This window comes from Cellulomonas sp. GbtcB1 (genome assembly GCF_019091725.1).
Classification (GTDB): domain Bacteria; phylum Actinomycetota; class Actinomycetes; order Actinomycetales; family Cellulomonadaceae; genus Cellulomonas.
Genome location: NZ_JAGXJG010000009.1, coordinates 1 through 24,323 on the forward strand (window position 1 = coordinate 1; position 24,323 = coordinate 24,323).

A 24,323-nucleotide genomic window follows, 5' to 3' on the forward strand; every position below is an offset into this window, starting at 1 on the left:
GGGCGCAGGCGCCGGGGCCGGCGCCGGGGCGGCCGGTGCGCACGCGGTGAGCCCCGCGAGCAGGGCGGCGCCGGCGAGAGCGGCGGCGGCGGTGCGGCGGCGGGCCGGGCGCCGACGATCGGACGGTGCGGCGGTCTCGTCGCCGGGTGTGGTCGCGCGGTCGATGGTGCGCACGGCGGCCTCCTCGCGGCCGGGCGGTGTCCGGGAGGTCCCGGCTGCGGCACCCCTGGCCTGCACCTCCAGCCTCGTGAGCGGGCCGGCGCGGCACATCGGGCGCGGGGCGGGGTCCGCAGGTTGCGCCTTTGGACGCAACGCTGCGCCGGAGGAAGGAGGGAGGTCGCGGCTGCGGATGCCCGAGGTCGTCTCAGATGACTTCGGCGAGGCTTCCGTCGGGTCGTGGACCACCAGCGGCGCTCGGCCGGACTCAGCCGGGCGGGTTCGCCCAGTACTCGTCGAGCCTCGCGAGGAGGAGGTCCCGGGGCATCCCGGCAAGTTCGGCGTCCGTGACCCCGAGCTCGCGCCTCGCGAGGAACACCAGCTGCGCCGGCAACGTCGCAGCTGGCCGGGTCGGTGCGCCTCGGTGGGGGACGACACGGTCCCGCACGCACGCCCAGAGCTCGGCGGGGGTCACCTCGAGCTGGTCCCGGAGGATGTGCGACCACAGCGACGGCCCGTACGCAGTGGCGTCGACCGGGCGTGAGATCCGGGTCCGGAGGATCCGCCCGTCCGGAAGCGGCAGCTCGTACGTGGCGTGGTGCCGCACGCGGCCCCCACGGGCGCTCCGCGCCGGGGACCAGCCCTCTGTGGTGCAGAACTGCTCGTGGTCGTCCCGCGTCGCCGGTCTAGCCATGGGCGCCCGTGAGCCAGTCGCGCAGCTCCTCGTCCGTCGACAGCTCGACGAGCTGCACCAGCGCCCACGCGTCCCGGTGGTTCGGCGCGTGCCGGAGGTGGTCGGTCCAGTCCTCGGCGTACTCCTGCAGCGCCGCGATCAGGTCGTCGACCGCCTCGTCCGTGGTCCGGCCCGCACCCGAGAGCGGGGTGCCCGGCATGAAGGCGGCCCATTCGCCGGCCTCGTGCGCGAGCTGGACGTCGGGACGGAGCGTGTGCGCGAGCGTCGCGCGCAGGAGCACGGCGTCGACCACCGCCACGCGTCGGCCGGCGCGGACGATCGTCGTGGGCACGCCGGCGTCAGCGGCGTCGAGCACCGACTTGAGCTGCTCGCGGGCTCGGGCGACGGGAAGGTCGACGACGGACATGGGGCACCTCGGCGGATCTCGGCGGCTGCGTGTACGCGATGTACATCGTGTTCAGAGCGTACGAGGCGGGGGTGCGCGTCGTCCAGAGCGACCTGCCCCGTTCGCGAACGCCCCGGTGCAGGGGCCCGCCGCGCGCTCCGGCGCAGGGCGGGTTACGGTCGCCGCTCCCTCGAACGATCGGAGGCACGACATGGGATACGTCGGCAAGCTGCTGAAGAGCGCGGTCGTGGCCAAGGCGGCGCAGGTCGCGATCCGGGAGATGTCCAAGCCCGAGAACCAGCGCAAGGCCAAGGAGCTGCTGGGCCGGGTCACGAAGCGGGGCGGTGCGGCCGGCCGCGCCTGACGGGCCGACCGGGCGCAGCGCCCGCGAAGTCAGGCGTCGTACACGTGCGCGTCGCCCTCGAACGGGCGCAGCGTGTCCGGCGCCGGGAACGGCAGCGTCCAGGTCGGCGCGCCCGGCAGCACGGCGCCCCACTGCTCCGCGACGACCACCACCCGCTCCGGGCTGACCTCCGCGAACCGCACCCGCTGCTCGGTCCCGTCGTCGAGGGTCAGCGACCACCGCTCCGCGAGCCACCGCAGCCCGCGCTCGGCGGCGAGTGCGCATGAGACACGTCGAGCGCCTATCCAGCGGATAGGCCCTCGACGTGTCCGATAGGCACTCGGCGTCAGGCGCCCGCGCCGCGCAGGCGCAGGACCGACCACGACACCGCCGGCAGCTCGACCGTCAGGACGCCGTCCTCCCCGAGGGCCGCGGAACCGTTCGCCCGCGGCAGGACCGTCTCCGCGTCCTCCTGCGTCGCGCGCCAGTGCACGTCGTCGTGCGCGTAGGTCAGCGCCTCCACGACCTCGACCGCCCCGACGCCCCGCAGGTCCACCCGCAGCGTGGTCGGCCCGTCGACGGCCCGGTTCACCGCGAACACCGCGACGTCCCCGGTCGACGCGTCGTACGTCGCCACCGCGTCCACCAGCGCCGACTCGCCGAACCGCGCGTTGGCGTACGTCGGCGCGTCCACGGCGACCCGCAGCACCTCGCCGCGCGCGTACCGCGACGTCAGCGCGAACGGGTGGAACGTCGTCTGGCGCCACGCGGCGCCGCCGGGCTCGGTCATGATCGGCGCGAGCGCGTTGACGAGCTGCGCCTGGCTCGCCGAGTGCACCCGGTCCGAGTTCCGCAGCAGCGAGATGAGCAGGTTCCCGACGACCACCGCGTCGGCGACGGTGTAGACGTCCTCCTCCAGCCGCGGGGCGACCGGCCAGTCCTCGCCCTTCGGGAGCTTCGACTCGTCCTCGTGGTACCAGACGTTCCACTCGTCGAACGAGATGTTGATCCGCTTGGCGGTCTTGCGCGCCGCGCCCACCGCGTCGGCCGTCGCCGCGACGGTCGCCACGAAGTGGTCCATGTCCTGCGCCGACGCCAGGAACGAGCCGAGGTCGCCGTCCTGCTCGCGGTAGTACGCGTGCGCCGAGATCAGGTCGACCTGGTCGTAGCACTCCTCGAGCACCTCGCGCTCCCAGGTGCCGAACGTCGGCATGCCGGAGGATGACGAGCCGCAGGCGACCAGGGTCAGGTCGGGGAAGATCTGCCGCATGCCGCGCGCGGTCTCGGCGGCGAGCCGGCCGTACTCGCGGGCGGTCTTGTGGCCGAGCTGCCAGGGGCCGTCCATCTCGTTGCCGAGGCACCAGAACGAGATGCCGAACGGCTCGTCGGCACCGTTGGCGCGGCGCTGCTCGGCGCGGGCGGTGCCGCGGCGCTGGTTCGCGTACTCCAGCAGCTCGATCGCCTCGGGCAGCCCGCGGGTGCCGAGGTTGACGGCCATCATCGGCTCGACGCCGGCGGCCGCGGTCCACTTCATGAACTCGTGCAGGCCGAACGCGTTGGTCTCGGTCGAGTGCCACGCGAGGTCGAGCCGCTCCGGGCGGTCCTCGACCGGGCCGACGCCGTCCTCCCAGTTGTAGCCGGACACGAAGTTGCCGCCGGGGTAGCGCACGGTCGAGACGCCCATCTCGCGGGCGAGCGCCAGCACGTCGCCGCGGAACCCGTCGGCGTCCGCGGTGGGGTGGCCGGGCTCGAAGATGCCCGTGTAGACGCACCGGCCCAGGTGCTCGACGAACGTGCCGAAGGTGCCGCGGCGGACCGGGGCGACCGTGAAGGCGGGGTCGATGACGACGGTGGCGGAGTGCATGGGGAGAGACCCTTCGTCGAGATGCGTTCAGCGTTGAACTACGGCGGCATCGGCGACTATAGTCCATCGTTGAACTAGCCCGGCCACCCTAGGTGCCGAGACAGCGCGACGACGCCGACCGCTGGCACACTGCGGAGGCGGATCGCACCGCAGCGACCCCACCCGACGAGGAGTGCCCGTGACCGACCACGTCACCGTCCGACCGCCCACCGGCGTCGTCCCCGCGCGGTTCCGGCCGCCGGCCGGCGCGTCCGACGCCCGCAGCGTGAGCCTGGACGGCCCCTGGCGGTTCCGCCTGCACCCGACCGCGCGCACCGGCGCCGACCCCAAGGACCCGGGCGACGACTGGGACACGATCGCGGTGCCCGGCCACTGGCAGCTCGCGCAGGCGCCGGACGCCTGGCCGTACGGCACGCCCGCCTACAGCAACAAGCTGTTCCCGTTCCCGATCGACCCGCCGTTCGTGCCGGACGAGAACCCGACGGGCGAGTACCGCCGCACGATCGAGCTCCCGGAGGACTGGCCCGTCGACGGCCGCACCTACCTGCGGTTCGAGGGCGTCGACTCGTGGTTCGAGGTCGCCGTGAACGGCACGGTCGTCGCGACGTCGCACGGCTCGCGCCTGCCGACCGAGATCGACCTCACCGACGCGCTGCAGCCCGGGCAGAACCTGCTCGCCGTGCGGGTCACCCAGTGGTCGGCGTACTCGTACGTCGAGGACCAGGACCAGTGGTGGCTGTCGGGCATCTTCCGCAGCGTGACGCTGGAGCACCGCCCGACCGCCGGGCTCGGCCACGTCGGGATCACGGCGGACTACGACCACGCGACCGGCACCGGCACGCTGCGCGTCGACGTCGAGGACGCCGCCCCCGGCACGCGGGTCGCCGTCCCGGCGCTCGGGCTCGACCTCGCCCCGGGGGAGACCGCGATAGCCGCCGTCGAGCCGTGGAGCGCCGAGCGCCCGCACCTGTACGAGGTCGTCGTCCAGGCACCGGGGGAGCGGGTCGTCCTGCACACCGGCTTCCGGACCATCGCGATCGAGGGCGGCGTCTTCCTGGTCAACGGCGCGCCCGTGAAGCTGCGCGGCGTCAACCGGCACGAGTTCGACCCGCTGCGCGGCCGGTCCGTCGGCGCGGAGCTCATGGAGGCCGACGTGCTGCTGATGAAGCGGCACCACGTCAACGCGGTGCGGACCAGCCACTACCCGCCGCACCCGCACTTCCTCGACCTGTGCGACCGGCACGGCCTGTACGTCATCGACGAGAACGACCTCGAGACGCACGGGTTCGAGCAGGAGGACGGGCGCTGGCCGGGCAACCCGGTGGACGACCCGGCGTGGGAGGACGTGCTGGTGGACCGCGTGACCCGCATGGTCCGCCGCGACGCGCACCACCCGAGCATCATCCTGTGGTCGCTCGGCAACGAGGCGGGCGGCGGCTGCAACGTCGGCGCCATGGCCCGCGCCGTCCGGGCGCTCGACCCGACCCGGCCGATCCACTACGAGGGCGACTGGTCGTCCGACGAGGTCGACGTCTACTCGCGGATGTACGCGACGAGCGAGCACACCGAGCTCATCGGCCGCGGCGTCGACCCGCAGCTGGCCCGGCCCGAGGCCGACGCGCGCCGCCGGCTGATGCCGTTCGTGCAGTGCGAGTACGCGCACGCGATGGGCAACGGCCCGGGCGGGCTGTCGGACTACGACGACCTGTTCGACCGCTACCCGCGGCTCATGGGCGGGTTCATCTGGGAGTGGATCGACCACGGCCTGTCCCGGCGCGACGCCGAGGGCCACGAGTTCGCGGCGTACGGCGGCGACTTCGGGGAGCTGTTCCACGACGGCACGTTCGTCGCGGACGGGCTGGTCCTGCCGGACCGGACGCCGTCGCCGTCGCTGCGCGAGGTCGCGGCGGTGTTCGCGCCACTGCGGATCGACGCCGTCGACGGCGGCGGCGCGCTCCTGGTGCGGAACCGGTACGCGTTCCGGGACACCGCGCACCTCGCGTTCGAGTGGACGCTGGCGCACGGGGCCGACGTCCTGGCGACGGGGGTGCTGGACCTGGGCGCGCTGCCCCCGGGGGAGTCGCGCGAGGTGCGGCCGCCGGCCGACCTGCCGCTGCCCGCGGCCGACCACACGCCGACCTCCTGGACCCTGCGCGCGGTCCAGCACGCGGCCGACGACCTCGACGCGTCCTGGTTCGAGGGCGGCCCGTGGACCGTCGCGACCGGGCAGGTGGCCGTCGTCCCGGCGGCCCCGCTCGCGGACGTGGCCCCGGGCGGCGCGCGGCAGGAGGCGGACGGCTCGTACGTCGTCGGGCCCGCGCGGTTCGACGAGGTCGGCAACCTGGTCGCCCTGCACGGCCGCCGGGTCGCGGAGCTGCGGGTCGACGCCTGGCGCGCGCCGACCGACAACGACCGCCGGTCGGGCATGTGGGTCGGGCCGTCGGACGAGGCGGTCTGGAAGGAGCACGGCCTGCACCTGCTCGCCGAGCGCAAGATCTCCGCGGCGCTCGACGCCGACGGGGCGCTCGTGGTCGAGGCGCGCACGGCCGGCCCGCGGACCCGGAACGGGTTCCGGACGACGTACGTGTGGTCGTCGGGGGCTGCCGGGTCGGTCGACCTGCGGGTGCGGATCGTGCCCGACGGGCGGTGGGACGGGTCGATCGCTCGGCTGGGGCTGCTGCTGACGCTGGACGAGGCGGCCGCGGAGGACGTCGCGGTCTCGTGGCTCGGCCTGGGCCCGGACGAGTCGTACGCCGACTCCACGAAGGCGGCGGTGGCGGGCGCGTGGTCGCACACCGTGCGCGACCTGCAGACCCGGTACACGCACCCGCAGGAGAACGGCGCGCGCCGGGGCGTCACGCACGCGGCGCTGGCGTTCGCGGACGGGTCCTCCCTGACGCTCGACGCGGGCCCGACCGTCTACGGCGGCGTCCCGCGAGCGGGTGTCGAGCTGTCGCTGCGGCCGTGGTCCGACCGCGCGCTGGACGTGGCGGCGCACCCGCACGAGCTCACCCCGGACGGGAAGCTCTACGTGCACCTGGACGCGGCCCAGCACGGCCTGGGTTCGGCCGCGTGCGGCCCGGGCGTCCTGCCGAACGCGGTCCTGCGCCCGGCCCCGGCCGAGCTGACCTTGCGCCTGACCGCGGGCTGACCCCCCGCGTCCGCCCCGCGCGCCGAGTGGGCAGTCGATGTCTCTTCCGCACCCCGGGAGGGGACATCGACTGCCCACTCGGCGTCAGGGGCGCGCCCGGTGCGGGCCCGGGTGCCCTGCCCGCCGGATGCACCGCACCCCGGCGCGCGGCATCGGCGCGTCGCACCGGTCGTCGGCACGCCGGTGCACGACCCAGGCCGCCGAGTCGAAGCCGACGCCCCCGCGCGCCCGGCGGAGCGCCGCCTCCAGGGCGCGGGCGGGGTCCGGGCCGTCCGGCCCCCACCCCTGCTCCATCGCCGCCGTGACCTCGTCGTGGGACAGCAGTGCCGCGAACGCCTCCTCCAGCACGCCGGCGGCGACTGCTGCTCGCTGGAGCCCGAGGGGCGCGGGCGGCGGCGCGTAGTCCCACCCGTCCAGCCCGAGGTCCTCCGCGAGCGCGTCGAAGAGGGCCAGGGCGTCCCAGAGCTGGATCGCCTCCTGCTGCGTGAGCGCCCCCGAGTTCGCGAGCGCGGTGGCCATGTCGTAGACCTCTGCCCCCCGGCGCGGTCCGAGGCAGAGGACGAAGATCGACGAGCCGACCTCGTCGACGTGGAAGACGATGCGCCGCTCCCGCCCGCTGACCTCGAGCGTGTTCCACCCCACGAGCGCGCGGTCGTCGCCCCGGGCGGACAGCGTGTGCGTCCCGTCGGGTGCGGCGCACAGGCCGACCACCCGCGCCAGCACGTCGAGGCGCTCGGCCTCCGGCAGCTCCTCGAGCTGCTCGGCGAACCGGTCCGAGAACGCGATCTCCGCCCGGTCGCCGGGCAGGCGGCCGCCGGCCCTCACGCGCCGTCGCGGAGGGCGGCGGCGCGCTCGCGGACGGCGCGCTCGTCCAGGCCGAGCCGGTCGCAGAGCTCGGCGAGGCTCCGGTGCGGCTCGCGGTCCGCGGCTGCCGACGCGTACGCGTCGACCACCGCGCGGGTGCCCTCGCGAAGCCGGCGGAGGTCCTCGTCGAGCCGCTCGGCGGAGTCGACGACGGCGACCGGGCGGCCCAGGCTCGTCAGGACCACCCGGTGCTCGGCGGCGGACGCGGCGACGGCCGAGACGCCCTTGCGGGCGGCCGTCGAGATGGGCATGCGCAGCGCCGAGGTGGTCATCCTGCAACAGTACACACGGGTGTGCAGTACTGCAGGCCCTTCGCGAGGGGGTCGGTCAGCGCTCCACGAGGCTGAACGGGGTCCCGATGTGCCCGCCCTCGCCCTTCCGCGCGCCGATCAGCAGGTCGAGGATCAGCCCGGTCGACGTCGCCAGGCCGGGGTCGATCGTCGTCAGCGGCGGGACCAGGAACCCGCCCTCCTCGATGTTGTCGTACCCGACGACCGCGACCTTGTCCGGCACCGCGACCCGGTGCACGCCGAGCGTGTAGAGCGCCCCGAACGCCAGCGAGTCGTTGAAGCAGAACACCCCGTCGAAGTCGACGCCGTCCGCCAGCAGCTGCTCGATCGCGGCGGAGCCCTCGGACCGGTGGTAGTCCTTGACCTCGACCAGCAGCGCCGGGTCGAGCGGGATCCCCGCGGCGGCGAGCGCGCGCTGGTACCCCTGGAACCGCACGTGCCCGGTGGTGTCCTCGTCGCCCGACTGCAGGCCGACCGCGGCGATCCGCGTGCGGCCCTGCTCGATCAGGTGCCGGGTCGCGACCTCGGCGGCCGCGGCGTTGTCCGGCCCGACGTGCGCGATGGCGTCGGACGCGAGCGCCTCGCCGTGCTCGCCGATCAGCACCAGGGGGATCGTCGAGCGGCGCGCCTCGGTGTCCTCGCGGGTCAGCGTCAGCGGGCTGAACACCAGGCCGTCGATGGCCGGCAGGTCCTCGTTCTCGAGCATCGCGAGCTCGACCTGCCGGTTGCCCTTCGACTGCGTGACGAGGACCGTCGACCCGCGCGCCTCCGCGGCGGACACGAACTCCGACGCGAACTCCGCGAAGTACGGCTCGCGCAGGCTCGGCACGCACAGGCCGATCAGCCCGCTGTGCCCGCTGCGCAGCTGCCGCGCGGCGAGGTTCGGCCGGTAGCCGAGCTCGGCGATCGTGGCGAGGATCCGCTCGCGCACGGGCGCGCTCACCCAGCCGGTGCCGTTCACCACGTTCGACACCGTCTTGGTGCTGACGCCCACCCGCTCGGCGACGTCGGCGAGCCGCACTCGCGCCATCGAGAATCCCCTCGTCATCGTGCCCCTGCGCCCGATCGGTGCCGGTTCGTCCCGGTCTGCTCGACCAGTGGAACCACCCGGCGGCGGGCTCGTCGGGCTGATCGTACCTGTGCTACGGTCCCAGCGTTCAACGTCGAACTACGACGTTGAACCACCCACCCTCCCGCGCCTCGGCCGGGAGGCCTTAGTTCAACGATGACCTAGGAGAACCGCGATGCGGCAGTTCGGCGGCCGATGGGCCCCCTACCTGTACGTGGCCCCGATCGTCGTGCTGGCCGGCGCGCTCCTGTACTACACGGTCGGCTTCGCCGTCTGGGCCAGCCTGACCGACTGGAACGGCCTGACCCGGATGGACTTCATCGGGCTGGAGAACTACGAGCGCCTGTTCCAGGACCGCACGTTCTACATCGCCCTGCGGAACACGCTCGTGTTCATGGTGGCGACCGTCTTCCTGCAGACCGTCCTCGGCCTGCTGATCGCGGTCATCGCCAAGGAGCGGATGCCCGGGGCCAACTTCTTCAAGGCGATCTTCTTCCTGCCGATCGCCATGGCCCCCGCGATCATCGCGACGGTCTTCAAGTACATGTTCGAGGCGAACTACGGCTCGCTGAACGAGACGCTGCGGGCGCTCGGCCTGCTGGGCGAGAACGACTCGATCCTGTGGCTCGGCGCCGACCTCGGCGTCTGGTCGATCGTCGTCATCAACGTGTTCGCCTGGATGGGCTTCTCGATGATGGTCTACTTCAGCGGCCTGATGTCGATCCCCGACGAGCTCTACGAGGCCTCGTCCCTCGACGGCGCGGGCTGGTGGCGGCGGCTGTTCTCGATCACGGTCCCGTCGCTCAAGGGCACGACCGGCGTGCTGATCCTGCTCGGCATCGTCGGCTCGCTGAAGACCTTCGACACGGTCTGGCTCACCACCCAGGGCGGCCCCGGCGTCTCGACGCACTTCCTCAGCACGTTCCTCTACCAGGAGCGGCTCAACCGGGACGCGGGCTACTCGTCGGCCATCGGGATCTTCATCCTCGTCGCCGCGTTCGTCCTGTCCCTGGTCCAGACCCGCCTGAGCAGCAGGGAGAAGTAAGCCGTGCGCAACCAGAAGACCCTCATGTGGACGGTGATGTACGCCGTCCTGTGCGTCCTCGCCGCGATGTGGATCTACCCGATCGTCATCGCGTTCGTGGAGTCGTTCAAGGTCGGCGGCGCCGGCAACTACGAGGCCGTGCTGAACCACCCGCGGTTCGACTACTGGTCGGCGATCGGGAACAGCTTCCTGCTGGCCGGCGGCTCGACGGTGATCATCGTGATCATCTCCTCGCTCGCCGGGTTCGCGTTCGCGCGGATGCGGTTCCGCGGGCGGACGTTCCTGTACCGCGCGCTGCTCGCCTGCATGGCCATCCCCGTCGCGTCCGTGGTGACCCCGCTGTTCGCGACCATGAACGACCTCGGCCTGCGCGACTCCTACGTGGGCGTGATCATCCCGCTGGTCGCGTTCAACGTGCTCGTGATGCTGCTGCTGATGAAGAACCACTTCGACGGCATCCCGGCCGAGCTCGTCGAGGCCGCCACGATCGACGGCGCCCGGCCGTTCGGCGTGTTCACGAAGATCTTCCTGCCGCTGTCCGGGCCGGTGCTCGCGAACGTCTCCGTCCTGTCGTTCGTGTACTGCTGGAACGAGTACCTGCTCCCCAACCTGCTGCTGTCCTCGGAGTCGAAGTTCCCGGTGACCGCGGCCGTCGCGCTCCTGCAGTACGAGCGGATGTCCCAGGAGCAGATCGGCCAGCTGTACGCCGGCCTCATCCTCATGACGATCCCGTCCGTGATCGTCTACCTGTTCAGCCAGCGCTACCTGCAGTCGGGCCTCACGGCCGGCGCGGTGAAGAGCTGACCCCCTCCCTTTCCCCAGCGCCGCACCCGCGCGGCGCGCTGACCTGCAGTTCAACGTCGAACCCCTCAGGAGAACCGATGCGCACCACCCGCACCTCCCGGCGTTTCCTCCTCGCCGGGGCGGCCACCGCCTCCGCGGCCCTGCTCCTCGCCGGCTGCGGCTCGGGCGGCGACGACGGCGTGGCCGACGACGGCTCCGTCACCCTCGTCTACCGGTCGTGGATCCCGACCGTCGACCAGGCCGCCGACATCATCGAGGCCTTCGAGGCCGAGAACCCCGACATCACCATCCAGTACGAGGGTGCCGAGGGCGCCGGGGACTACCTGGGCGAGCTCGACAACCTGATCCTGGCCGGCGAGGTGCCGGACATCTACGGCATCCAGGTCGGCTCGGCGTTCGACGACTACGCCGACTACGCGCTCGACACCGAGGAGTACGCGAGCGACTGGATCGACGGCATCAAGCCCGAGCTCCTCGACTCGGTCACCACCTCCGACGGCGTCGTCGCCGCGGTGCCGATCCTCACCGCCGGCTCCGAGTTCTACCTGTACAACCAGACGCTGTTCGACGAGCTCGGCCTCGAGCTGCCGACCGACTACGAGTCGCTGCTCGCCGTGTCCGAGGCCGCCCGTGCCGCCGGCTACACCCCGTTCGCGATGGGCGCCGCCGACGCGTGGCACGCGGACGACTTCTTCGTCTGGCTGAGCACGCAGTTCGGCGACGGCGAGGCGATCTACGAGGCCGCGTCGGGCGAGGGCTCGTGGGACGCGGAGCCGCTGGTCGCCGCGGCCGAGCGATGGGCGGAGCTGTTCAACAACGGCGTCTTCCAGGAGGGCGCGACGTCGACGACCATCTACCCGTCGGCCCGCGACGACTACCTGCTCGCCCGCAAGGCGCTCGCCATGCCGACCGGCTCGTGGCACGTGTCCGCCACCCTGTCCGGCAACGCCGAGACCCCGGGTTCGGCCGTCGAGAACGACGTGCTCGGCATGGCGCCGATGCCGACCCTCGGCGACAACGAGGCCAAGGCCGTCTCCGGCGTCGACTACTCCATCGCGCTGAGCGCCGAGCTCGAGGGCCCGAAGCTCGAGGCCGCGAAGAAGTTCGCCGAGTTCCTGGCCGTCGGCGAGGGCCAGCAGATCTGGGTCAACACCATGCAGGGCTTCCCGGCCGCCGAGGGCGTGTCCGCCGAGCTGTCGGCCGACGAGAACCCGGTCGCGCTGGAGTCCGTGCAGATCGTGACCGACGCGCTGGCCGACGCGGAGTTCCCGCGGAAGCTCACCTCGGAGAACGACGGCCTGGAGAACGACCTCGGGGTCGTGCTGCAGAACATCGCGAACGGCGCGGACCCGGCCACGGAGCTGGCGACGCTGAACATGTGAGCGCGTTCCGTGCGTGACGACGGCCCGGGGTCCCTGCGTGCTGGGGCCCCGGGCTGTCGTGTTGTGTGTCCTGTGAACCAGTGGAGGGAACCGCGATGAAGCACACCTGGCGATGGTTCGGCCCTGCCGACCCGATCACCCTGGCCGAGGTCCGGCAGACCGGCGCGACCGGGATCGTGACCGCGCTGCACCACATCCCGAACGGCGCCGTGTGGCCGGTCGACGAGATCCGGGCGCGGCAGGCCGAGATCGAGGCGGCCGGGCTGTCGTGGGACGTGGTGGAGAGCGTGCCGGTGCACGAGGACGTCAAGACGGGCGGGCCGCTGGCCGACGCCGCCGTGTCGGCGTACCAGGAGACCCTGCGGAACCTGGCCGCGTGCGGGCTTGACGTCGTCTGCTACAACTTCATGCCCGTCCTGGACTGGACGCGGACCGACCTGTCGTACGAGATGCCGGACGGGGCGCTGGCGCTGCGGTTCGACGCGGTGGCGCTGGCGGCGTTCGACCTGTTCGACCTGGCGCGGCCGGGAGCCGCGGGGGACTGGACGACGGCGCAGACCGAGGCGGCTGCGCTTCTGTGGGACGGGCTCGACGATGGGGCGCGGGCGCGGCTGCGGTCGACGATCCTGGCCGGCTTGCCGGGGGCCGAGGAGCACTACGACCTCGGCCGGTTCCGTGAGGCGCTCGCGACGTACGACGACGTGCCGGCGTCGGTGCTGCGGACGCGGCTGGGGTCGTTCCTCTCGGCGGTCATCCCGGTCGCCGAGGAGGTCGGCGTGCGGATGGCGATCCACCCGGACGACCCGCCGCGGCCGATGTTCGGGCTGCCGCGGGTGGTGTCGACGGCGTCGGATGCTGCTGCGGTGCTGGAGGCGGCGCCGTCGGAGTTCAACGGGCTGACGATGTGCGTGGGGTCGTACGGGTCGCGGCCGGACAACGACGTGGTGGAGATGGCGCGGCGGTTCGCGTCGCGGATCCACTTCGCGCACCTGCGGTCAGTGACGCTGGACGCGGACGGGGCGTCGTTCACGGAGGCGCCGCACCTGGACGGGGACGCGGACATGGTGGCGGTCATCTCGGAGCTGGTGGCCGAGGAGGCTCGGCGGGGGCCGGGTGCCGCGCCGATCCCGATGCGGCCGGACCACGGGCACGTGCTGCTGGACGACCGGGCGCGGGTGACGAACCCGGGGTACTCGCTGTACGGGCGGACGCGGGGGCTGGCGGAGCTGCGGGGGGTGGAGCGGGCGGTGCGGGCGTCCCGTTCCGCGGGCGAGGTGACGCGGATGACGAATTGAATGCAGCGTGCGGGTCGTGCCCAGCGCTGCCGCTCGAGTGACGCCGAGTCAGGCTATCGGGTCGCTGTCGAGATCTGACTGCCTGACCTCAAAATCGAATCCGTACGTTCGCGTAAGATCCTCAACTGACTCTCGAATCCATGCAGGGGCATCTGGTGCGACGTACACGCGCTCCACGAGCATACTCAGATCGACCGGAACCGGGACTACGCTCGGTTCCGGTTCCATCCGCCTGCTGTCTGCCTCATCGTTGCCTTCCCCCACAGGTTGACCGGTCAGCATCACGAGCCGAGCCTCGCGTTCGTGGGCATAGCTGTCGCGCTTGTGCATGAATGCGTCGAACACGTTGCCTTCCGGAATTAGCTCCTTCGTGTAGTCGATATAGCGAACCTTCCCTCCAAACACAAGTCTGTCGGTCGCCAGGCTCCCGGTTAAGCGTCCCCACGTGGACCTAACGGCGACGCCTCGCCCTTCTCGCTGATAAATCTCCCACATGGCTGCCGATTCTGCTTCTGCAAGGTGCCAGCAGTGCATATGTATCATCTGCAGAAGCTGCGTCCGCGCGGTAAGGCGATTTGCTTCCATTAGCTCGTAGTTCTCGCCGTACATCGCCGGCCGCGCCTTGATGTTTTGATACGTGTACGAGCCCTCCCATCGGTCGCGCATCTGGTCAGCTCGAGCAAAGTGAAGCGCTCGATTCTGCAGCAGGGAGAGGTATCGGGCGAGATCCATGTATCGCCACACGGTCGCGTCAGGAGCAGGTTGCGGCTGGAAACTCGTGTGATCATCCACGTACACGCAGCGAGTGTAGGGCGCGGCATGTTCGATGTGGTGAACCTCCGCGCAAAGACCCGGCCCGCGCCCCGTCGACTCATCCCGTCGCGGACGGGATGCGCCCCCTAGGGCGAGAACCTTCGCGTGATGACCCGTCGGCTGCGTCCTTTGCGTGGCACGATCCGTCGAGTGACGAGGCCCGCTACACCGATCGCCAACACCCGCGTCGCCCCCCTGCGCATCCGCATGACCGGCCGCGACCCCCGCGAGGAACGCCGCGGCGCCACCCCGCTTGAGCTGCTGTTCGACCTCACCTTCGTCATCGCCTTCGGCCGCACCGCGGAGGAGCTCGCCGTCCTGGTCGCCGACGGCCACGTCGGCCCGGCGATCATCGGGTTCGCCTTCGCGACGTTCGCCGTGTCCTGGGCCTGGATCAACTTCACCTGGTTCGCCTCGGCCTACGACACCGACGACTGGCTGTTCCGGCTCACCACGATGGTGCAGATGGTCGGCGTGCTGATCCTCGCGCTGGGCGTGCCGCTGATGTTCGAGTCGCTGGCCGCGGGGGAGCACCTGGACAACAAGGTGCTGGTGCTCGGGTTCGTGGTCATGCGCGTGCCGATGGTGCTGCAGTGGAGCCGCGCCGCCCTCGCCGACCCGGAACGCCGGCCGAGCGTCGCCGTGTTCATCACGACCCTGCTGGTCGCGCAGGCCGGGTGGGTGACGATCGCGCTGCTCGACCTGCCGACGGTCGTGTCCCTCGCCTGCGTGGTCCCGCTGATGATGCTGGAGGCGATCGGGCCGGTGGTCGCCGAGCGCGTGCACGGCGGCACCCCGTGGCACCCGCACCACATCGCCGAGCGGTACGGCCTGGTCGTGATCATCGCCGTGGGGGAAGGGCTGACCGGTACGACGTTCGCGCTGGCGGCGCTCATCGCGGAGTCCGGCTGGACCGTCGAGACGGCGCTGCTCGGGCTGGCGGGCGTGGCGCTGACGTTCGGGCTGTGGTGGGCGTACGACGTGATGCCGAGCGGTGAGCTGCTGGCTGCGCGCAGCCGGCGGTCGTTCACCTGGGGGTACGGGCACATCGTGCTGTTCGGGGCGATCATCGCGATCGGCGGCGGGCTGCACGCGGGGGCGTTCTACCTGCAGGGGGAGAGCTCGCTGTCCGCCGTGGGGACGGCGCTCACCGTCGCGGTGCCGGTCGCCGTGTACGTGGGGACGTTCTACGCGCTATTCGCCGTGCTGAGCCGGGCGCACGACCGGTTCCACGTGCTGCTCGTCGGGGTGTCGGCGGTGGTGGTGCTGGCGAGCGTGGCGCTGGCGGCGGCCGGGGTGGCGCTGGTGTGGTGCCTGCTCGTGCTCGCGGCGACGCCGTGGGTGACCGTCGTCGGGCACGCGTGGGCGGGGCGGACGGCGTCGGCTGCGACCGTGACTGGTGGCGAGGTCGACTCGTGAGACGGCCGGCGGCTATCCGCCGCTGATCCTCGACGCGATCGTCGCGGCCGGGACGTCGAGCGTCGCCGCGAGGTAGACCCGCCGCCGCGCGCCGGGGCGCCGGAGCACCAGGCGGTCGCCGACTGCCCAGGACGGTCGGACCTCGACCGTGGTGCCGGGGACCGGCCACACCGCCGCGGGGGCGTCCGCCAGCGCCGAGTTCGCGGACGGGAGCGGCTCGAACCGGATCTCGTCCGCCGTCACCACGAAGGCGACCGGGCTCAGCACGGCCGTACCGGTGCGGAGACTGCGCCGACCCCACACGACGAGCGCCGCCGGAACGGCGAACAGCACGAGAAGCACCAGGCCCCTCGGCTCGAAGCCCTGCGTCGCGGTGACGGCGACCCACGGCACGAGGACGAGGAGCGCGAGCAGCAGCGCGAGCGCGATCGCTGCTCGACCACGGCGCGCGGGATCTCGGGCCGCGCGGCGCTCGAAGTCCTGCCGTGCCTCGGGCCGGAACCGGACGACGAGCGGGTCAGCCGTGGCCGGCGGCGCGTCGCCGGTCGGCACCGCCCCGCCTGTCGGCACCGCCCCGCCGAGGTCCGGCGCGGTCACGACAGCCGCCTCGCGATGTGCCGGTCGATGTCCGCGTCCGTCGGCACGCTGTACATCGGATTCGACAGCCGCGACCAGTCCCCGAACTCGGGACGGTCGAGCCAGAACCCGGACACGGGTGCGTCGTAGCGGGGAACCTTGTGGCCGACGCGGTTGCCGTTCTACGGGCGGGTGCGGGGGCTGGCGGAGCTGCGGGGGTGGATGGAGCGGGCGGTGCGGTGACGCGCGGCCCTCCAGTCCGAGTGCGTGAGTGCGACCTTGGCGCGTCATCGAAAGCGCCCAGCTCCAATCACTGGCCACCAATTTGCGCATACGCTCTGCCCGGCGACGAGGTGTGAGGGTCGCATGGCCGGCTAATCACCGCGCCGCAGAAGACCCGCGAGTGCGGCGACAACGGCCGTCGCGAGCACCCAGCCTAGGGCGACGAGCGACACGGCGATCACCTGAGCGTTGCCGGTTGGGACCCACCTCGCATAGCCGAAATCGATAAACGGGAGCACCGTGTCGACGGCATAAAGAAGCGGATTGAACGGCTCGGGCGCCCCCGACGTCTTTACGAAGTAATCGGCAGGTCGACCCGGGAGCTTCCAAAGTACCGTTGAGGCAGCCCCGATGAGCGCTACGAGCCACGCGATAGCCAACCAGGGGCGATAGCCGTATCCGACCGTCCACCTCATAGCACCGCTGATTGTGGCCGCCGCCACTCTCGACATCCTGTTGGCGCGAGGGCGGCGCCGCCGCATCCTTTCGGACGCGATTTGCACCCTCTTGGACCCGCTGTCGTCGCCCACCCGTCGCAGGGTATCTGCAAGATGCTTATACACGCCGGGCGAGTAGCCGAACGGGTCGCGCCCGATCCATGCCAGGCGCTCGTCGACAGATACGACGTCCGAACCAGTTGACAGCTGGTCGTACGTTAACCCAATAAGGGAGCAAGGAACAAGCGCCGCCGACTGGTCGTCGACCCAAATTCCGATGTGTCCGTACGCGAAAGACGCGGCACCGATCACTTCGCTCGGTCTCCAAAAAAGAGATCCGATCACACGCAGGTGCTCCGCCAGGAGGGCGGTGCGAGTCGGATGTGCAAGAAAACGCGCCCCTTGCATCTGGCACTGCGCCGAGACCGTGGCTCCGAGGAGTCGGACCGTGCCTCGAGACGTAAATCCTTTCGAGAGGACAAGGTTCCCGTGCACCTTTAGGCCGTCACCAATAAGTGTCGCACCTTCCGGATTGACGATGGTGGCTCCAGAAAAGATGGCCTGACCTTCGATCTCCGCTTCGATTAGGCGCATCTCGCCCCTGACATGGAGGCCGTCGCTAGCGATTAGGCCGGCCCCGATGGTAGCGCCATCCGCGGTAAAGGCACATCTTCGAGGATTGTTGAGCATTGCTCGACTGAGATGCAATTGTCCGCCAATTGTCGCCCCGATTGCACGGGTCATCCCATGCGCGATGAAACCGTTGTTGATGTAGACATTTTCGGAAACGTCTGCGCCGTCCAATGTCAGGGCGGATCCGCCCTCATTTTGCAGGGTTGCCCCACTCAAGATGACCTGGCCGTTGACGCGAGTTCCGGCGAGACGAAACTCGCCGAATGACTCGGTGCCGGCCGCGGCGGCAAGATCGCTGTTCAAGTGCGCCCCGTCCATCTGGACGGACATTCCGCCCGCGTTGCTTAACCGGGCTCCCGTGAGAATCAGTTGGCCCTCGATCGCAGCGCCGAGAAGACGAACACTGCCCTCGGCGGAAAACCCTGGACCTGCGTATATCCCGCCGCCGACCTTGAGCCTGTCCGCATGTAGCGCGGTCGCGCCAGGGTTCTGCAAGGTCGCACCGCTTAGGACGATGTTCCCACCGATCGCGGCTGCCTGTAGTATCATCTCGCCGCGGACGAGAAGCCCGGATGTCGCCCTTATGTCTCCGCGGATGCGAGAATTGATCGCAGTAAGTGTGGGTCCAGAACCGTTCGTGAATAACGCGTCATTGAGATGGAGGCTTCCGTCGAGGTCGCAATCGGAGATTCTGACTTCCCCTCGTGCGGTGAAACCCTGATCTAGTTGAAGATCTCCTTCGATCCGCGTAGAGGTCGCCTGGAGCGCGCCGTCGGTCCCGCCGTTCAAATGAGCGCCAGAAAGTGTCATGTCGCCCGCGATTCGCGATGCTGTGAAATCCAGTAGGCCAGTGGTCGAGATCTGGTCGAGAAATACATCTCCAGCCACGACCATTCTCTGCCCGAGGAGGCAGTCGCCTCCTGGATTCGCAAGGTGCGCACCAGTCAGGGACACTTGGCCATCGATGTGCGCGCCGTGAAGGCGGACAGCACCTTGAACAGACAGTCCGGTGTTTGCGTATATTCCTCCCTTGACTTCGGCTCCGTCAGCGCTTAATGCGTCGGCCCCTGGATTGCTGAGAGAAGCGGAAGAGAGTGACAGCTCGCTGCCGATCTCTGCTCGCAGAAAGCGCACCTCCCCTAGGCAGGTGGTCCTATCAAGATAGACACCCCCGTCGGCACGCAGTCCATCGGCCTGGATCGCAGGGTCTCCTGGCGTGGGTCGGAAGACCGCACCAGCGGCGTTGAATTGCCCCCCAATTCGGGCACTTTGGAGTGCAACTTCGCTGCGGAATGTGGACCGCGCGAGACTGAAGTCATGTTCAAGCTGTAGGCGTCGAGCCTTGACTCCACGATCTGACCAGCACCCGTAGAGATGAATGCTCGCGAGGCTCGCGGACTGAAGGTCTAGGTCCTGTTCGAGGTCAAGCCAACACCCAAAGAGCCGCAGGTCGACCGCGCGGGCTATCGAATGGAGCTGGAGGGAACCTGTGATCCGAGTGGCGACGATCGTTATTACGCGAGGCGCAACTGTCTTGCGCCCTAGCCCGAGATTGCGCAGGTCGCCTTCGATGAGATCCCGCACGACTTCCCCGCGAACGGTGCGATCTGCGCCCCAAGTTCGCTCCGACGGTTCGATGCATATCTCGGGTGTGGCGAATCCTCTCGGTGCGAACGAGCTCCCGCTTGCCACCGCTGCAACCAACCGCGCTTCAGTCTCGGACAGATCGTGTCTCGACAAGTCGACTCCCTGGGATGCTGACGCAGAGCATCGCATGGCGGGGGTCGAAGCCTGCGTTTCCGGGCCGCAACTCCCTCGAATGGGTCAACCGCGGAAGTAGCGGCGTCGAGAGCCGCTCGGGTTTCGTTGTTCGAGCGCGTCGGGTCGCGGGGGGGGGGGGGGGGGGGGGGGAGGGCGTTGCGGCGTTCGCGGTTCCGCCGTCCTGAGCCTGGCGGGATCCGCGGGCATCGACGCCCACGCGGTTCCCGTCGTTCACCCCTCCGCCGTGCCCCGGTCGACGAGCGTGAACACGCTCGCCGGGCTCGACGGGTCCGGGTCGAGCGCGAGCCCGCCCTCCTGGTCCGCCACCACGACGCCCGCGGCCGACGAGATGTTCACCTGCTCCGGCTGGTCCAGCGCCGCGACGTCGAGCTGCTGGTCCGGCGCGGCCGGGTCGCACGGCGCCACGGTGATGACGTCGTCGCCGGGCAGGCTCAGGCACGACGGCTGGCCGTCGGTGGTGGCCGTCGTGCGCACCTGGAACGTCGTGCCGGTGGGCTGGAACACCCACGTCGTCGGGACGCCGCCGGCCTCAGCGGGGTCGGCGACGGTGGTGACGCCGCCCTCGACGGTCGTGGTCACCCACTCGCCGCCGTAGGTCTGGATGTCGACCTGGTGGGTGCCGTCCAGCAGGTCGCCGCCCGCCGGGGCCGTGGCGTCGTCGTCGGACCCCGTGTCGGACGTCGTCGCGACCGGGTCCGGCGCGGGCGTGGTGTCGGTGGTGTCCTCGGCCTCCGCGGTGCCGCCGGTGCACGCCGACGTCCCGACGACGAGGGCGCCGGCCGCCAGGGCGAGCGCGAACGTCCGGGCGTGGGTGCGCGGGCGGCGGGTGGGGGTCGTGATCACGGTGGTCCTCCAGCGGGTCGGCCCGACCGCTGCTCGATCGGTGGTAGCCGCGAGGGGCGCTCGGCACGCCCCTCACCTCGAACGTAACGAGACCAGGGGTGGGTGCAACCGGGGCGGGAGCCCTTACCGCCCGAGCAGCCCCACCGAGCGCCGCCGAAGAGGCGTTGCCACTTCCCTTCCGCACCCGGTAGACATGTGGTCATGGAGGTGTCCGTCCGGGAGGCAGCCGACGCGCTCGGCGTCAGTGACCGCCGCGTGCGCCAGCTCGTCGCCTCGGGGCGGATCCGCGCCCGCCGCGTGGGGTCGCAGTGGCTCGTCGACGGCGCCTCGCTCCCGATCGCGCCGCGCCGCAGCCGACCGCTCAGCCCGACCGAGGCGTGGCTCCTGCTCGCCGCGGACCAGGCGCCCGGTGCACGGCCTGGCAGGTGGCGCGACCGCCGCGACCGGCTCCGGTCCGATCCGTCCCCGGAGACCCTCCTCGCGTCGTGGGCGGCGGCGCGCGGCGATCGGCTCCTGTTCGCCACCCGCGAGCCCGGCGGCGTGCTCGACGACCCGGCCGTCGTCCGCTCCGGCCTCTCCGACCCCCGCGCGGGCATCAGCGCCGCCGACCTCGCCGAGGGCTACGTCCTCCGCGACGACCTCGACGCGGTCCGCCGGCGACACCTGCTGCGCCCCGCGACCGGCCGCCCCGACGTCGTCCTGCACGTCGTCGAGGTGCTCCCCGCCGACCCGGTCCCGCCGCTGGTGCTCGCCGCCGACCTCGCCGAGCACGACGGCCCGCGCGAGCTGGCTCGCGCGAGCGAGCTGATCGCCCAGGTGGTGCGGGCCGCGTGACCATCGCGCTGCCGCCCATGACCGTCGCGCAGACGGCCGGGTGGCACGCGCTCCTCGAGGTGCACGACCGGCTGCCCGGCTGCTGGACGCTCGTCGGCGGCCAGATGGTGCACCTGCACTGCGCCGAGCGGGGCGCCGCCCCGGCGCGGCCCACCGACGACCTGGACGCCGTGCTGGACGTCCGGGCCGACGGCCGGATCCTGCACCGGTTCACCAGCGTGCTCGTCGCGCTGGGGTTCACGTCGGCGGGGACGAGCCCGGCCGGGCACCAGCACCGCTGGACGCGCGGGCCGGCGCAGATCGACGTCCTCATCCCGCGCCGGGTGGGGGAGCGCGCGGCCACACGCCGCGGGGTGCGCGGCGGGACGACGCTCGAGACGCCGGCCGCGCAGCAGGCGCTGGACCGGAGCGCCGCCGTCGCGGTAGAGGTGGCCGGCGTCGCCGGGCGGGTCCGGAGGCCGAACCTGCTCGGCGCCCTCGTCGCGAAGGCGGCGGCGCACACCGTGGTCCTCGACCAGGCCCGGGCACGGCACCGCGCGGACTTCGCGGTCCTCACGACCCTGATCGCGCCGTCCGACCGGATCGACGAGGCAGGCCCGCGGGACCGCCGCTACCTCCGCGGCATGCTCGCGGCGCTCGCGGACGACCGGCGGACGGTGCTCCGGGTGGACGGCGCGGCGGAGGGCGTCGCGACGCTGCAGGACCTCCTCGACGCCTGACCCCCCGCGCGCCCCGCACCCCCCGCACGCCGCGAGGGGCGGACCCACCGCACGGGCCCGCCCCTCGCCTCGACCGCCGCCCTACCGGACGCCGCTCGCCGTCACCCCTGCGTCAGCGGCGCCAGGGTGTCGTCGTCCTTGTACACGTCGGCCGCGTTCTCCTTCGTCACGATCACGGGCGTCAGCAGGAACGAGGGCACGACCTTGACCCCGTTGTCGTAGGACTCGGTGTCGTTGATCTCCGGGTCCTCGCCCTTCTGCAGCGCCTGGATCTCCTTGATCGTCTGCGCCACGAGCTCGCGGGTGTCCTTGTAGATCGTCGAGTACTGCTCGCCGGCCATGATCGACTTCACCGACTCGACCTCGGAGTCCTGGCCCGTGACGACCGGGGTCTCCTTGCCGGCCTGCGACACGGACGTGAGCGCCGCGCGGCCGAGGGTGTCGTTCGGCGACAGGACGCCGTCGAGCTCCTCGGAGCCGTACGAGCCGGCGAGGATCGTGTCCATGCGCTTCTGCGCGTTCTCGGCCTTCCAGCCCTGCGTCGCGACCTGCTCGAACGAGGTCTGGCCGGAGACGACGACCAGGGTGCCGTCGTCGATCTTCGGCTGCAGGACGCTCATGGCGCCCTCGAAGAACGGCGTGGAGTTGGCGTCGTCGGGGGAGCCGGCGATGAGCTCGATGTTGTACGGGCCCTCGCCCTTGCGCTCGGCGAGGCCCTCGAGCAGCGCCTGCCCCTGCAGGACGCCGACCTGGTAGTTGTCGAACGCCACGTACATGTCGACGGCGTCGGTGTTCTTCACCAGGCGGTCGTAGGCGATGACGTGGGCGCCGGAGTCGACCGCCGCCTCGAGCTGGGAGCCCAGCTGCGAGCCGTCGATCGCGCCGACGACGATCACGCTGGCGCCCTGCTCGGTCATCGCCTGGATCTGGTTCTGCTGCTCGGTGACGCCGCTGTTCGCGAACTGCACGATCGGGTTGTACCCGGCCTCGGTCAGCCCGTCCTTGAACAGCTGCTCGGCGAGCACCCAGTTCTCCGACGTCTTCTGCGGCAGGGCGACGCCGATGGTGGCGTCGGCCGCGAAGCCGCCGCCGCCGCTCTCGGACGACCCGGCGGTCTCCTCGGTGGACGACCCGCCACGCTCGGACGAGCAGCCGGACAGGAGCAGTGCTCCGGCGGCCCCGGCGGCGACCAGCGCCGCAGTCAGCTTCTTCATGGGTGGTGTCACTCTTCCTGGTTGGGCACCCGTCGTCGGGTGCGGTCGAGCGTCGTACCGGGGGTCGGCACGATGGAGGACAGGTGTGGGTTCAGGGGGTCGGCGCCGGCGGCGCCCGCTCAGCTCCGCGCCAGCGTCTCGTTCTGCGACACCGGCACCGCGCCGGTCCCGGCGGTGCTGTCGTCCGGGCCGGGGTCCGTGGGTCGGCCGCGCCGGGCGCCCTTCATCAGCAGCCCGACGATCGACGGCCGGCCCTGGACCTTGTTGTAGACGTCGAAGGCGACCGCGGCGAGCAGCACCAGGCCCTTGATCATCTGGGTGCTGTCGGAGCCGACGCCCATGAGCTGCAGGCCGTTGTTCAGCACCGCCATCACCAGGCCGCCGATGAGCGACCCGACGACGGTGCCGACGCCGCCGGAGACCGCCGCGCCGCCGATGAACACCGCGGCGATCGCGTCGAGCTCCCAGTTCGTGCCGTCGAACGGCCCGGAGGCGGTCGACCGGCCGATGAAGACGATGCCGGCCAGCGCCGCCAGCACGGACATGTTCATCATGACGAAGAAGTTGGTGCGGCGGATGTTGACGCCGGACAGCGCCGCCGCGACCTTGTTGCCGCCGACCGCGTACACGTGCCGGCCGGTGATCGTGCGGCTCGAGACGAAGCCGTACAGCAGGACCAGGACCCCGAGGATGACGCCGGAGACCGGGAACGACGTGCCGACGCGGCCGCTGCCGAACAGCACCGTGGCGTAGGCGATGACGGCGCCGAGGGCGACCATCCGCGTGATCGACACCCACAGCGGGACCGGGGTGCCGCCGAGGCGGCGGGCGGAGCGGCGCTTGCGGAGCTCGCCGTAGACGACGCCCGCGATCGCGAGGATGCCGAGCAGCAGCGTCCAGTTGTTCAGGCCGGTGTTCGGGCCCCACTCGGGCAGGTAGCCGGCGCCGAGCGTCTGGATCTCCTCGGGGACCGGGACGGTGTTCGACTTGCCGATGTACTGGTTCGCGCCGCGGAAGAACATCATCCCGGCGAGCGTGGTGATGAAGCCCGGGATGCCGACGTAGGCGACCCAGAACCCCTGCCAGGCGCCGATCGCCGCGCCGACGGCCAGGCCGAGCAGGATGCCCGCCCACCAGGGGATGCCCCAGTCGCGGATCGCCAGCGCCACGATGATGCCGACCACCGCGGCCACGGACCCGACCGACAGGTCGATGTGCCCGGCGATGATCACCAGCACCATGCCGATCGCCAGGATCAGCACGTACGAGTTGCCGTTGATGATGTTCTGCGCGTTGGTCGGCGTGAGCACCTTCCCGCCGGTCGCGATCTGGAAGATGATCACCAGCGCGATCAGCGCGAACACCATGCCGAACTGGCGGGCGCCGCCGCCGAACAGCTGCTTGAGAGACGTCATCGTCCGGTAGTCCT

At 71.3% G+C, this 24,323-nt stretch carries 22 protein-coding genes; 9 read left to right on the forward strand and 13 right to left on the reverse strand.

Annotation, left to right across the window (positions count from 1 at the left end; genetic code table 11):
• Window positions 1-424 precede the first annotated feature (424 nt).
• Window positions 425-763 (reverse strand): cytotoxic translational repressor of toxin-antitoxin stability system, encoded by a 339-nt coding sequence (locus KVT14_RS05015; RefSeq protein ID WP_308160899.1) that lies wholly within the window; start codon window positions 761-763, stop codon window positions 425-427.
• Window positions 764-842: 79 nt separating this feature from the next.
• The gene (locus KVT14_RS05020; RefSeq protein WP_217614663.1) at window positions 843-1,256 is read right to left on the reverse strand and encodes a hypothetical protein; all 414 of its coding nucleotides are present in this window, start codon (window positions 1,254-1,256) and stop codon (window positions 843-845) included.
• A gap of 190 nt (window positions 1,257-1,446) precedes the next feature.
• Between KVT14_RS05020 and KVT14_RS05025 the strand changes: the two genes are divergently transcribed.
• The gene (locus tag KVT14_RS05025) at window positions 1,447-1,599 is read left to right on the forward strand and encodes a hypothetical protein (RefSeq protein ID WP_168216978.1); all 153 of its coding nucleotides are present in this window, start codon (window positions 1,447-1,449) and stop codon (window positions 1,597-1,599) included.
• Between the two features lie 29 nt (window positions 1,600-1,628).
• Here KVT14_RS05025 and KVT14_RS05030 read toward each other — a convergent pair whose 3' ends face one another.
• Both KVT14_RS05030 and KVT14_RS05035 read right to left on the reverse strand, forming a co-directional pair.
• Window positions 1,629-1,781 carry a hypothetical protein gene (locus KVT14_RS05030; RefSeq protein ID WP_217614664.1) on the reverse strand — a complete coding sequence of 51 codons (153 nt, stop codon included), beginning with the start codon at window positions 1,779-1,781 and terminating at the stop codon, window positions 1,629-1,631.
• Between the two features lie 143 nt (window positions 1,782-1,924).
• Complete coding sequence (locus KVT14_RS05035; protein ID WP_217614665.1) at window positions 1,925-3,442, reverse strand: alpha-N-arabinofuranosidase; 1,518 nt, start codon at window positions 3,440-3,442, stop codon at window positions 1,925-1,927.
• A 178-nt stretch (window positions 3,443-3,620) separates the two neighbouring features.
• Here KVT14_RS05035 and KVT14_RS05040 point away from each other — a divergent pair, with 178 nt between their 5' ends.
• Complete coding sequence (locus KVT14_RS05040; protein WP_217614666.1) at window positions 3,621-6,593, forward strand: glycoside hydrolase family 2 TIM barrel-domain containing protein; 2,973 nt, start codon at window positions 3,621-3,623, stop codon at window positions 6,591-6,593.
• Between the two features lie 84 nt (window positions 6,594-6,677).
• Here KVT14_RS05040 and KVT14_RS05045 read toward each other — a convergent pair whose 3' ends face one another.
• From KVT14_RS05045 to KVT14_RS05055, 3 genes are read right to left on the reverse strand one after another with little or no spacing between them, the layout of a single operon-like run.
• The gene (locus KVT14_RS05045; RefSeq protein WP_217614667.1) at window positions 6,678-7,418 is read right to left on the reverse strand and encodes a type II toxin-antitoxin system RelE/ParE family toxin; all 741 of its coding nucleotides are present in this window, start codon (window positions 7,416-7,418) and stop codon (window positions 6,678-6,680) included.
• Complete coding sequence (locus KVT14_RS05050) at window positions 7,415-7,729, reverse strand: hypothetical protein (RefSeq protein WP_217614668.1); 315 nt, start codon at window positions 7,727-7,729, stop codon at window positions 7,415-7,417. The genes KVT14_RS05045 and KVT14_RS05050 overlap by 4 nt, the downstream gene beginning before the upstream one ends.
• A gap of 55 nt (window positions 7,730-7,784) precedes the next feature.
• Window positions 7,785-8,777, reverse strand: coding sequence for a LacI family DNA-binding transcriptional regulator (locus tag KVT14_RS05055; RefSeq protein ID WP_217614669.1), 993 nt, complete (start codon window positions 8,775-8,777; stop codon window positions 7,785-7,787).
• A 214-nt stretch (window positions 8,778-8,991) separates the two neighbouring features.
• On the opposite strand from KVT14_RS05055, the gene KVT14_RS05060 reads away from it, so the two are divergent.
• From KVT14_RS05060 to uxuA, 4 genes are all read left to right on the forward strand, one after another.
• On the forward strand, window positions 8,992-9,861 hold the full coding sequence (locus KVT14_RS05060; protein WP_217614670.1) for a carbohydrate ABC transporter permease: 870 nt from the start codon (window positions 8,992-8,994) through the stop codon (window positions 9,859-9,861).
• Between the two features lie 3 nt (window positions 9,862-9,864).
• Window positions 9,865-10,665, forward strand: coding sequence for a carbohydrate ABC transporter permease (locus KVT14_RS05065; protein ID WP_217614671.1), 801 nt, complete (start codon window positions 9,865-9,867; stop codon window positions 10,663-10,665).
• A 77-nt stretch (window positions 10,666-10,742) separates the two neighbouring features.
• Window positions 10,743-12,047: an ABC transporter substrate-binding protein gene (locus KVT14_RS05070; RefSeq protein WP_217614672.1), complete on the forward strand. Its 1,305-nt coding sequence runs from the start codon at window positions 10,743-10,745 to the stop codon at window positions 12,045-12,047.
• A 95-nt stretch (window positions 12,048-12,142) separates the two neighbouring features.
• Window positions 12,143-13,342, forward strand: a complete 1,200-nt coding sequence (gene uxuA, locus KVT14_RS05075; RefSeq protein WP_217614673.1) for a mannonate dehydratase — start codon at window positions 12,143-12,145, stop codon at window positions 13,340-13,342.
• Window positions 13,343-13,390: 48 nt separating this feature from the next.
• Here the strand turns inward: uxuA and KVT14_RS05080 are convergent, their stop codons facing one another.
• Window positions 13,391-14,140: a hypothetical protein gene (locus tag KVT14_RS05080; protein ID WP_217614674.1), complete on the reverse strand. Its 750-nt coding sequence runs from the start codon at window positions 14,138-14,140 to the stop codon at window positions 13,391-13,393.
• Between the two features lie 165 nt (window positions 14,141-14,305).
• On the opposite strand from KVT14_RS05080, the gene KVT14_RS05085 reads away from it, so the two are divergent.
• Window positions 14,306-15,574 (forward strand): low temperature requirement protein A, encoded by a 1,269-nt coding sequence (locus KVT14_RS05085; RefSeq protein WP_308160900.1) that lies wholly within the window; start codon window positions 14,306-14,308, stop codon window positions 15,572-15,574.
• A 12-nt stretch (window positions 15,575-15,586) separates the two neighbouring features.
• Here KVT14_RS05085 and KVT14_RS05090 read toward each other — a convergent pair whose 3' ends face one another.
• The 3 genes from KVT14_RS05090 to KVT14_RS05100 all read right to left on the reverse strand — a co-directional run bounded on the left by KVT14_RS05090 (window position 15,587) and on the right by KVT14_RS05100 (window position 20,127).
• Window positions 15,587-16,171, reverse strand: a complete 585-nt coding sequence (locus KVT14_RS05090; protein WP_217614675.1) for a hypothetical protein — start codon at window positions 16,169-16,171, stop codon at window positions 15,587-15,589.
• A gap of 353 nt (window positions 16,172-16,524) precedes the next feature.
• A complete protein-coding gene (locus tag KVT14_RS05095) occupies window positions 16,525-18,390 on the reverse strand; it encodes a hypothetical protein (RefSeq protein ID WP_217614676.1) in 1,866 nt (621 codons plus the stop codon).
• Between the two features lie 1,104 nt (window positions 18,391-19,494).
• On the reverse strand, window positions 19,495-20,127 hold the full coding sequence (locus tag KVT14_RS05100) for a hypothetical protein (RefSeq protein WP_217614677.1): 633 nt from the start codon (window positions 20,125-20,127) through the stop codon (window positions 19,495-19,497).
• Between the two features lie 201 nt (window positions 20,128-20,328).
• Between KVT14_RS05100 and KVT14_RS05105 the strand changes: the two genes are divergently transcribed.
• Together KVT14_RS05105 and KVT14_RS05110 are read left to right on the forward strand one after the other, a co-directional pair.
• Window positions 20,329-20,961 carry a helix-turn-helix domain-containing protein gene (locus KVT14_RS05105; RefSeq protein WP_217614678.1) on the forward strand — a complete coding sequence of 211 codons (633 nt, stop codon included), beginning with the start codon at window positions 20,329-20,331 and terminating at the stop codon, window positions 20,959-20,961.
• Complete coding sequence (locus tag KVT14_RS05110) at window positions 20,958-21,680, forward strand: hypothetical protein (RefSeq protein WP_217614679.1); 723 nt, start codon at window positions 20,958-20,960, stop codon at window positions 21,678-21,680. The genes KVT14_RS05105 and KVT14_RS05110 overlap by 4 nt, the downstream gene beginning before the upstream one ends.
• Window positions 21,681-21,781: 101 nt before the next feature.
• Here the strand turns inward: KVT14_RS05110 and KVT14_RS05115 are convergent, their stop codons facing one another.
• Together KVT14_RS05115 and mmsB are read right to left on the reverse strand one after the other, a co-directional pair.
• Window positions 21,782-22,894: a sugar-binding protein gene (locus KVT14_RS05115; RefSeq protein WP_217614680.1), complete on the reverse strand. Its 1,113-nt coding sequence runs from the start codon at window positions 22,892-22,894 to the stop codon at window positions 21,782-21,784.
• A gap of 119 nt (window positions 22,895-23,013) precedes the next feature.
• The gene (mmsB, locus tag KVT14_RS05120) at window positions 23,014-24,309 is read right to left on the reverse strand and encodes a multiple monosaccharide ABC transporter permease (RefSeq protein WP_217614681.1); all 1,296 of its coding nucleotides are present in this window, start codon (window positions 24,307-24,309) and stop codon (window positions 23,014-23,016) included.
• Window positions 24,310-24,323 lie beyond the last annotated feature (14 nt).

Bases quoted from the DNA above. Each gene is read 5' to 3' on its own strand.
- KVT14_RS05020 (WP_217614663.1), bottom strand. From the start codon at position 1,256: ATGTCCGTCGTCGACCTTCCCGTCGCCCGAGCCCGCGAGCAGCTCAAG.
- KVT14_RS05025 (WP_168216978.1), top strand. From the start codon at position 1,447: ATGGGATACGTCGGCAAGCTGCTGAAGAGCGCGGTCGTGGCCAAGGCG.
- KVT14_RS05035 (WP_217614665.1), bottom strand. From the start codon at position 3,442: ATGCACTCCGCCACCGTCGTCATCGACCCCGCCTTCACGGTCGCCCCG.
- KVT14_RS05050 (WP_217614668.1), bottom strand. From the start codon at position 7,729: ATGACCACCTCGGCGCTGCGCATGCCCATCTCGACGGCCGCCCGCAAG.
- KVT14_RS05055 (WP_217614669.1), bottom strand. From the start codon at position 8,777: ATGGCGCGAGTGCGGCTCGCCGACGTCGCCGAGCGGGTGGGCGTCAGC.
- KVT14_RS05060 (WP_217614670.1), top strand. From the start codon at position 8,992: ATGCGGCAGTTCGGCGGCCGATGGGCCCCCTACCTGTACGTGGCCCCG.
- KVT14_RS05070 (WP_217614672.1), top strand. From the start codon at position 10,743: ATGCGCACCACCCGCACCTCCCGGCGTTTCCTCCTCGCCGGGGCGGCC.
- uxuA (WP_217614673.1), top strand. From the start codon at position 12,143: ATGAAGCACACCTGGCGATGGTTCGGCCCTGCCGACCCGATCACCCTG.
- KVT14_RS05105 (WP_217614678.1), top strand. From the start codon at position 20,329: ATGGAGGTGTCCGTCCGGGAGGCAGCCGACGCGCTCGGCGTCAGTGAC.
- KVT14_RS05115 (WP_217614680.1), bottom strand. From the start codon at position 22,894: ATGAAGAAGCTGACTGCGGCGCTGGTCGCCGCCGGGGCCGCCGGAGCA.
- mmsB (WP_217614681.1), bottom strand. From the start codon at position 24,309: ATGACGTCTCTCAAGCAGCTGTTCGGCGGCGGCGCCCGCCAGTTCGGC.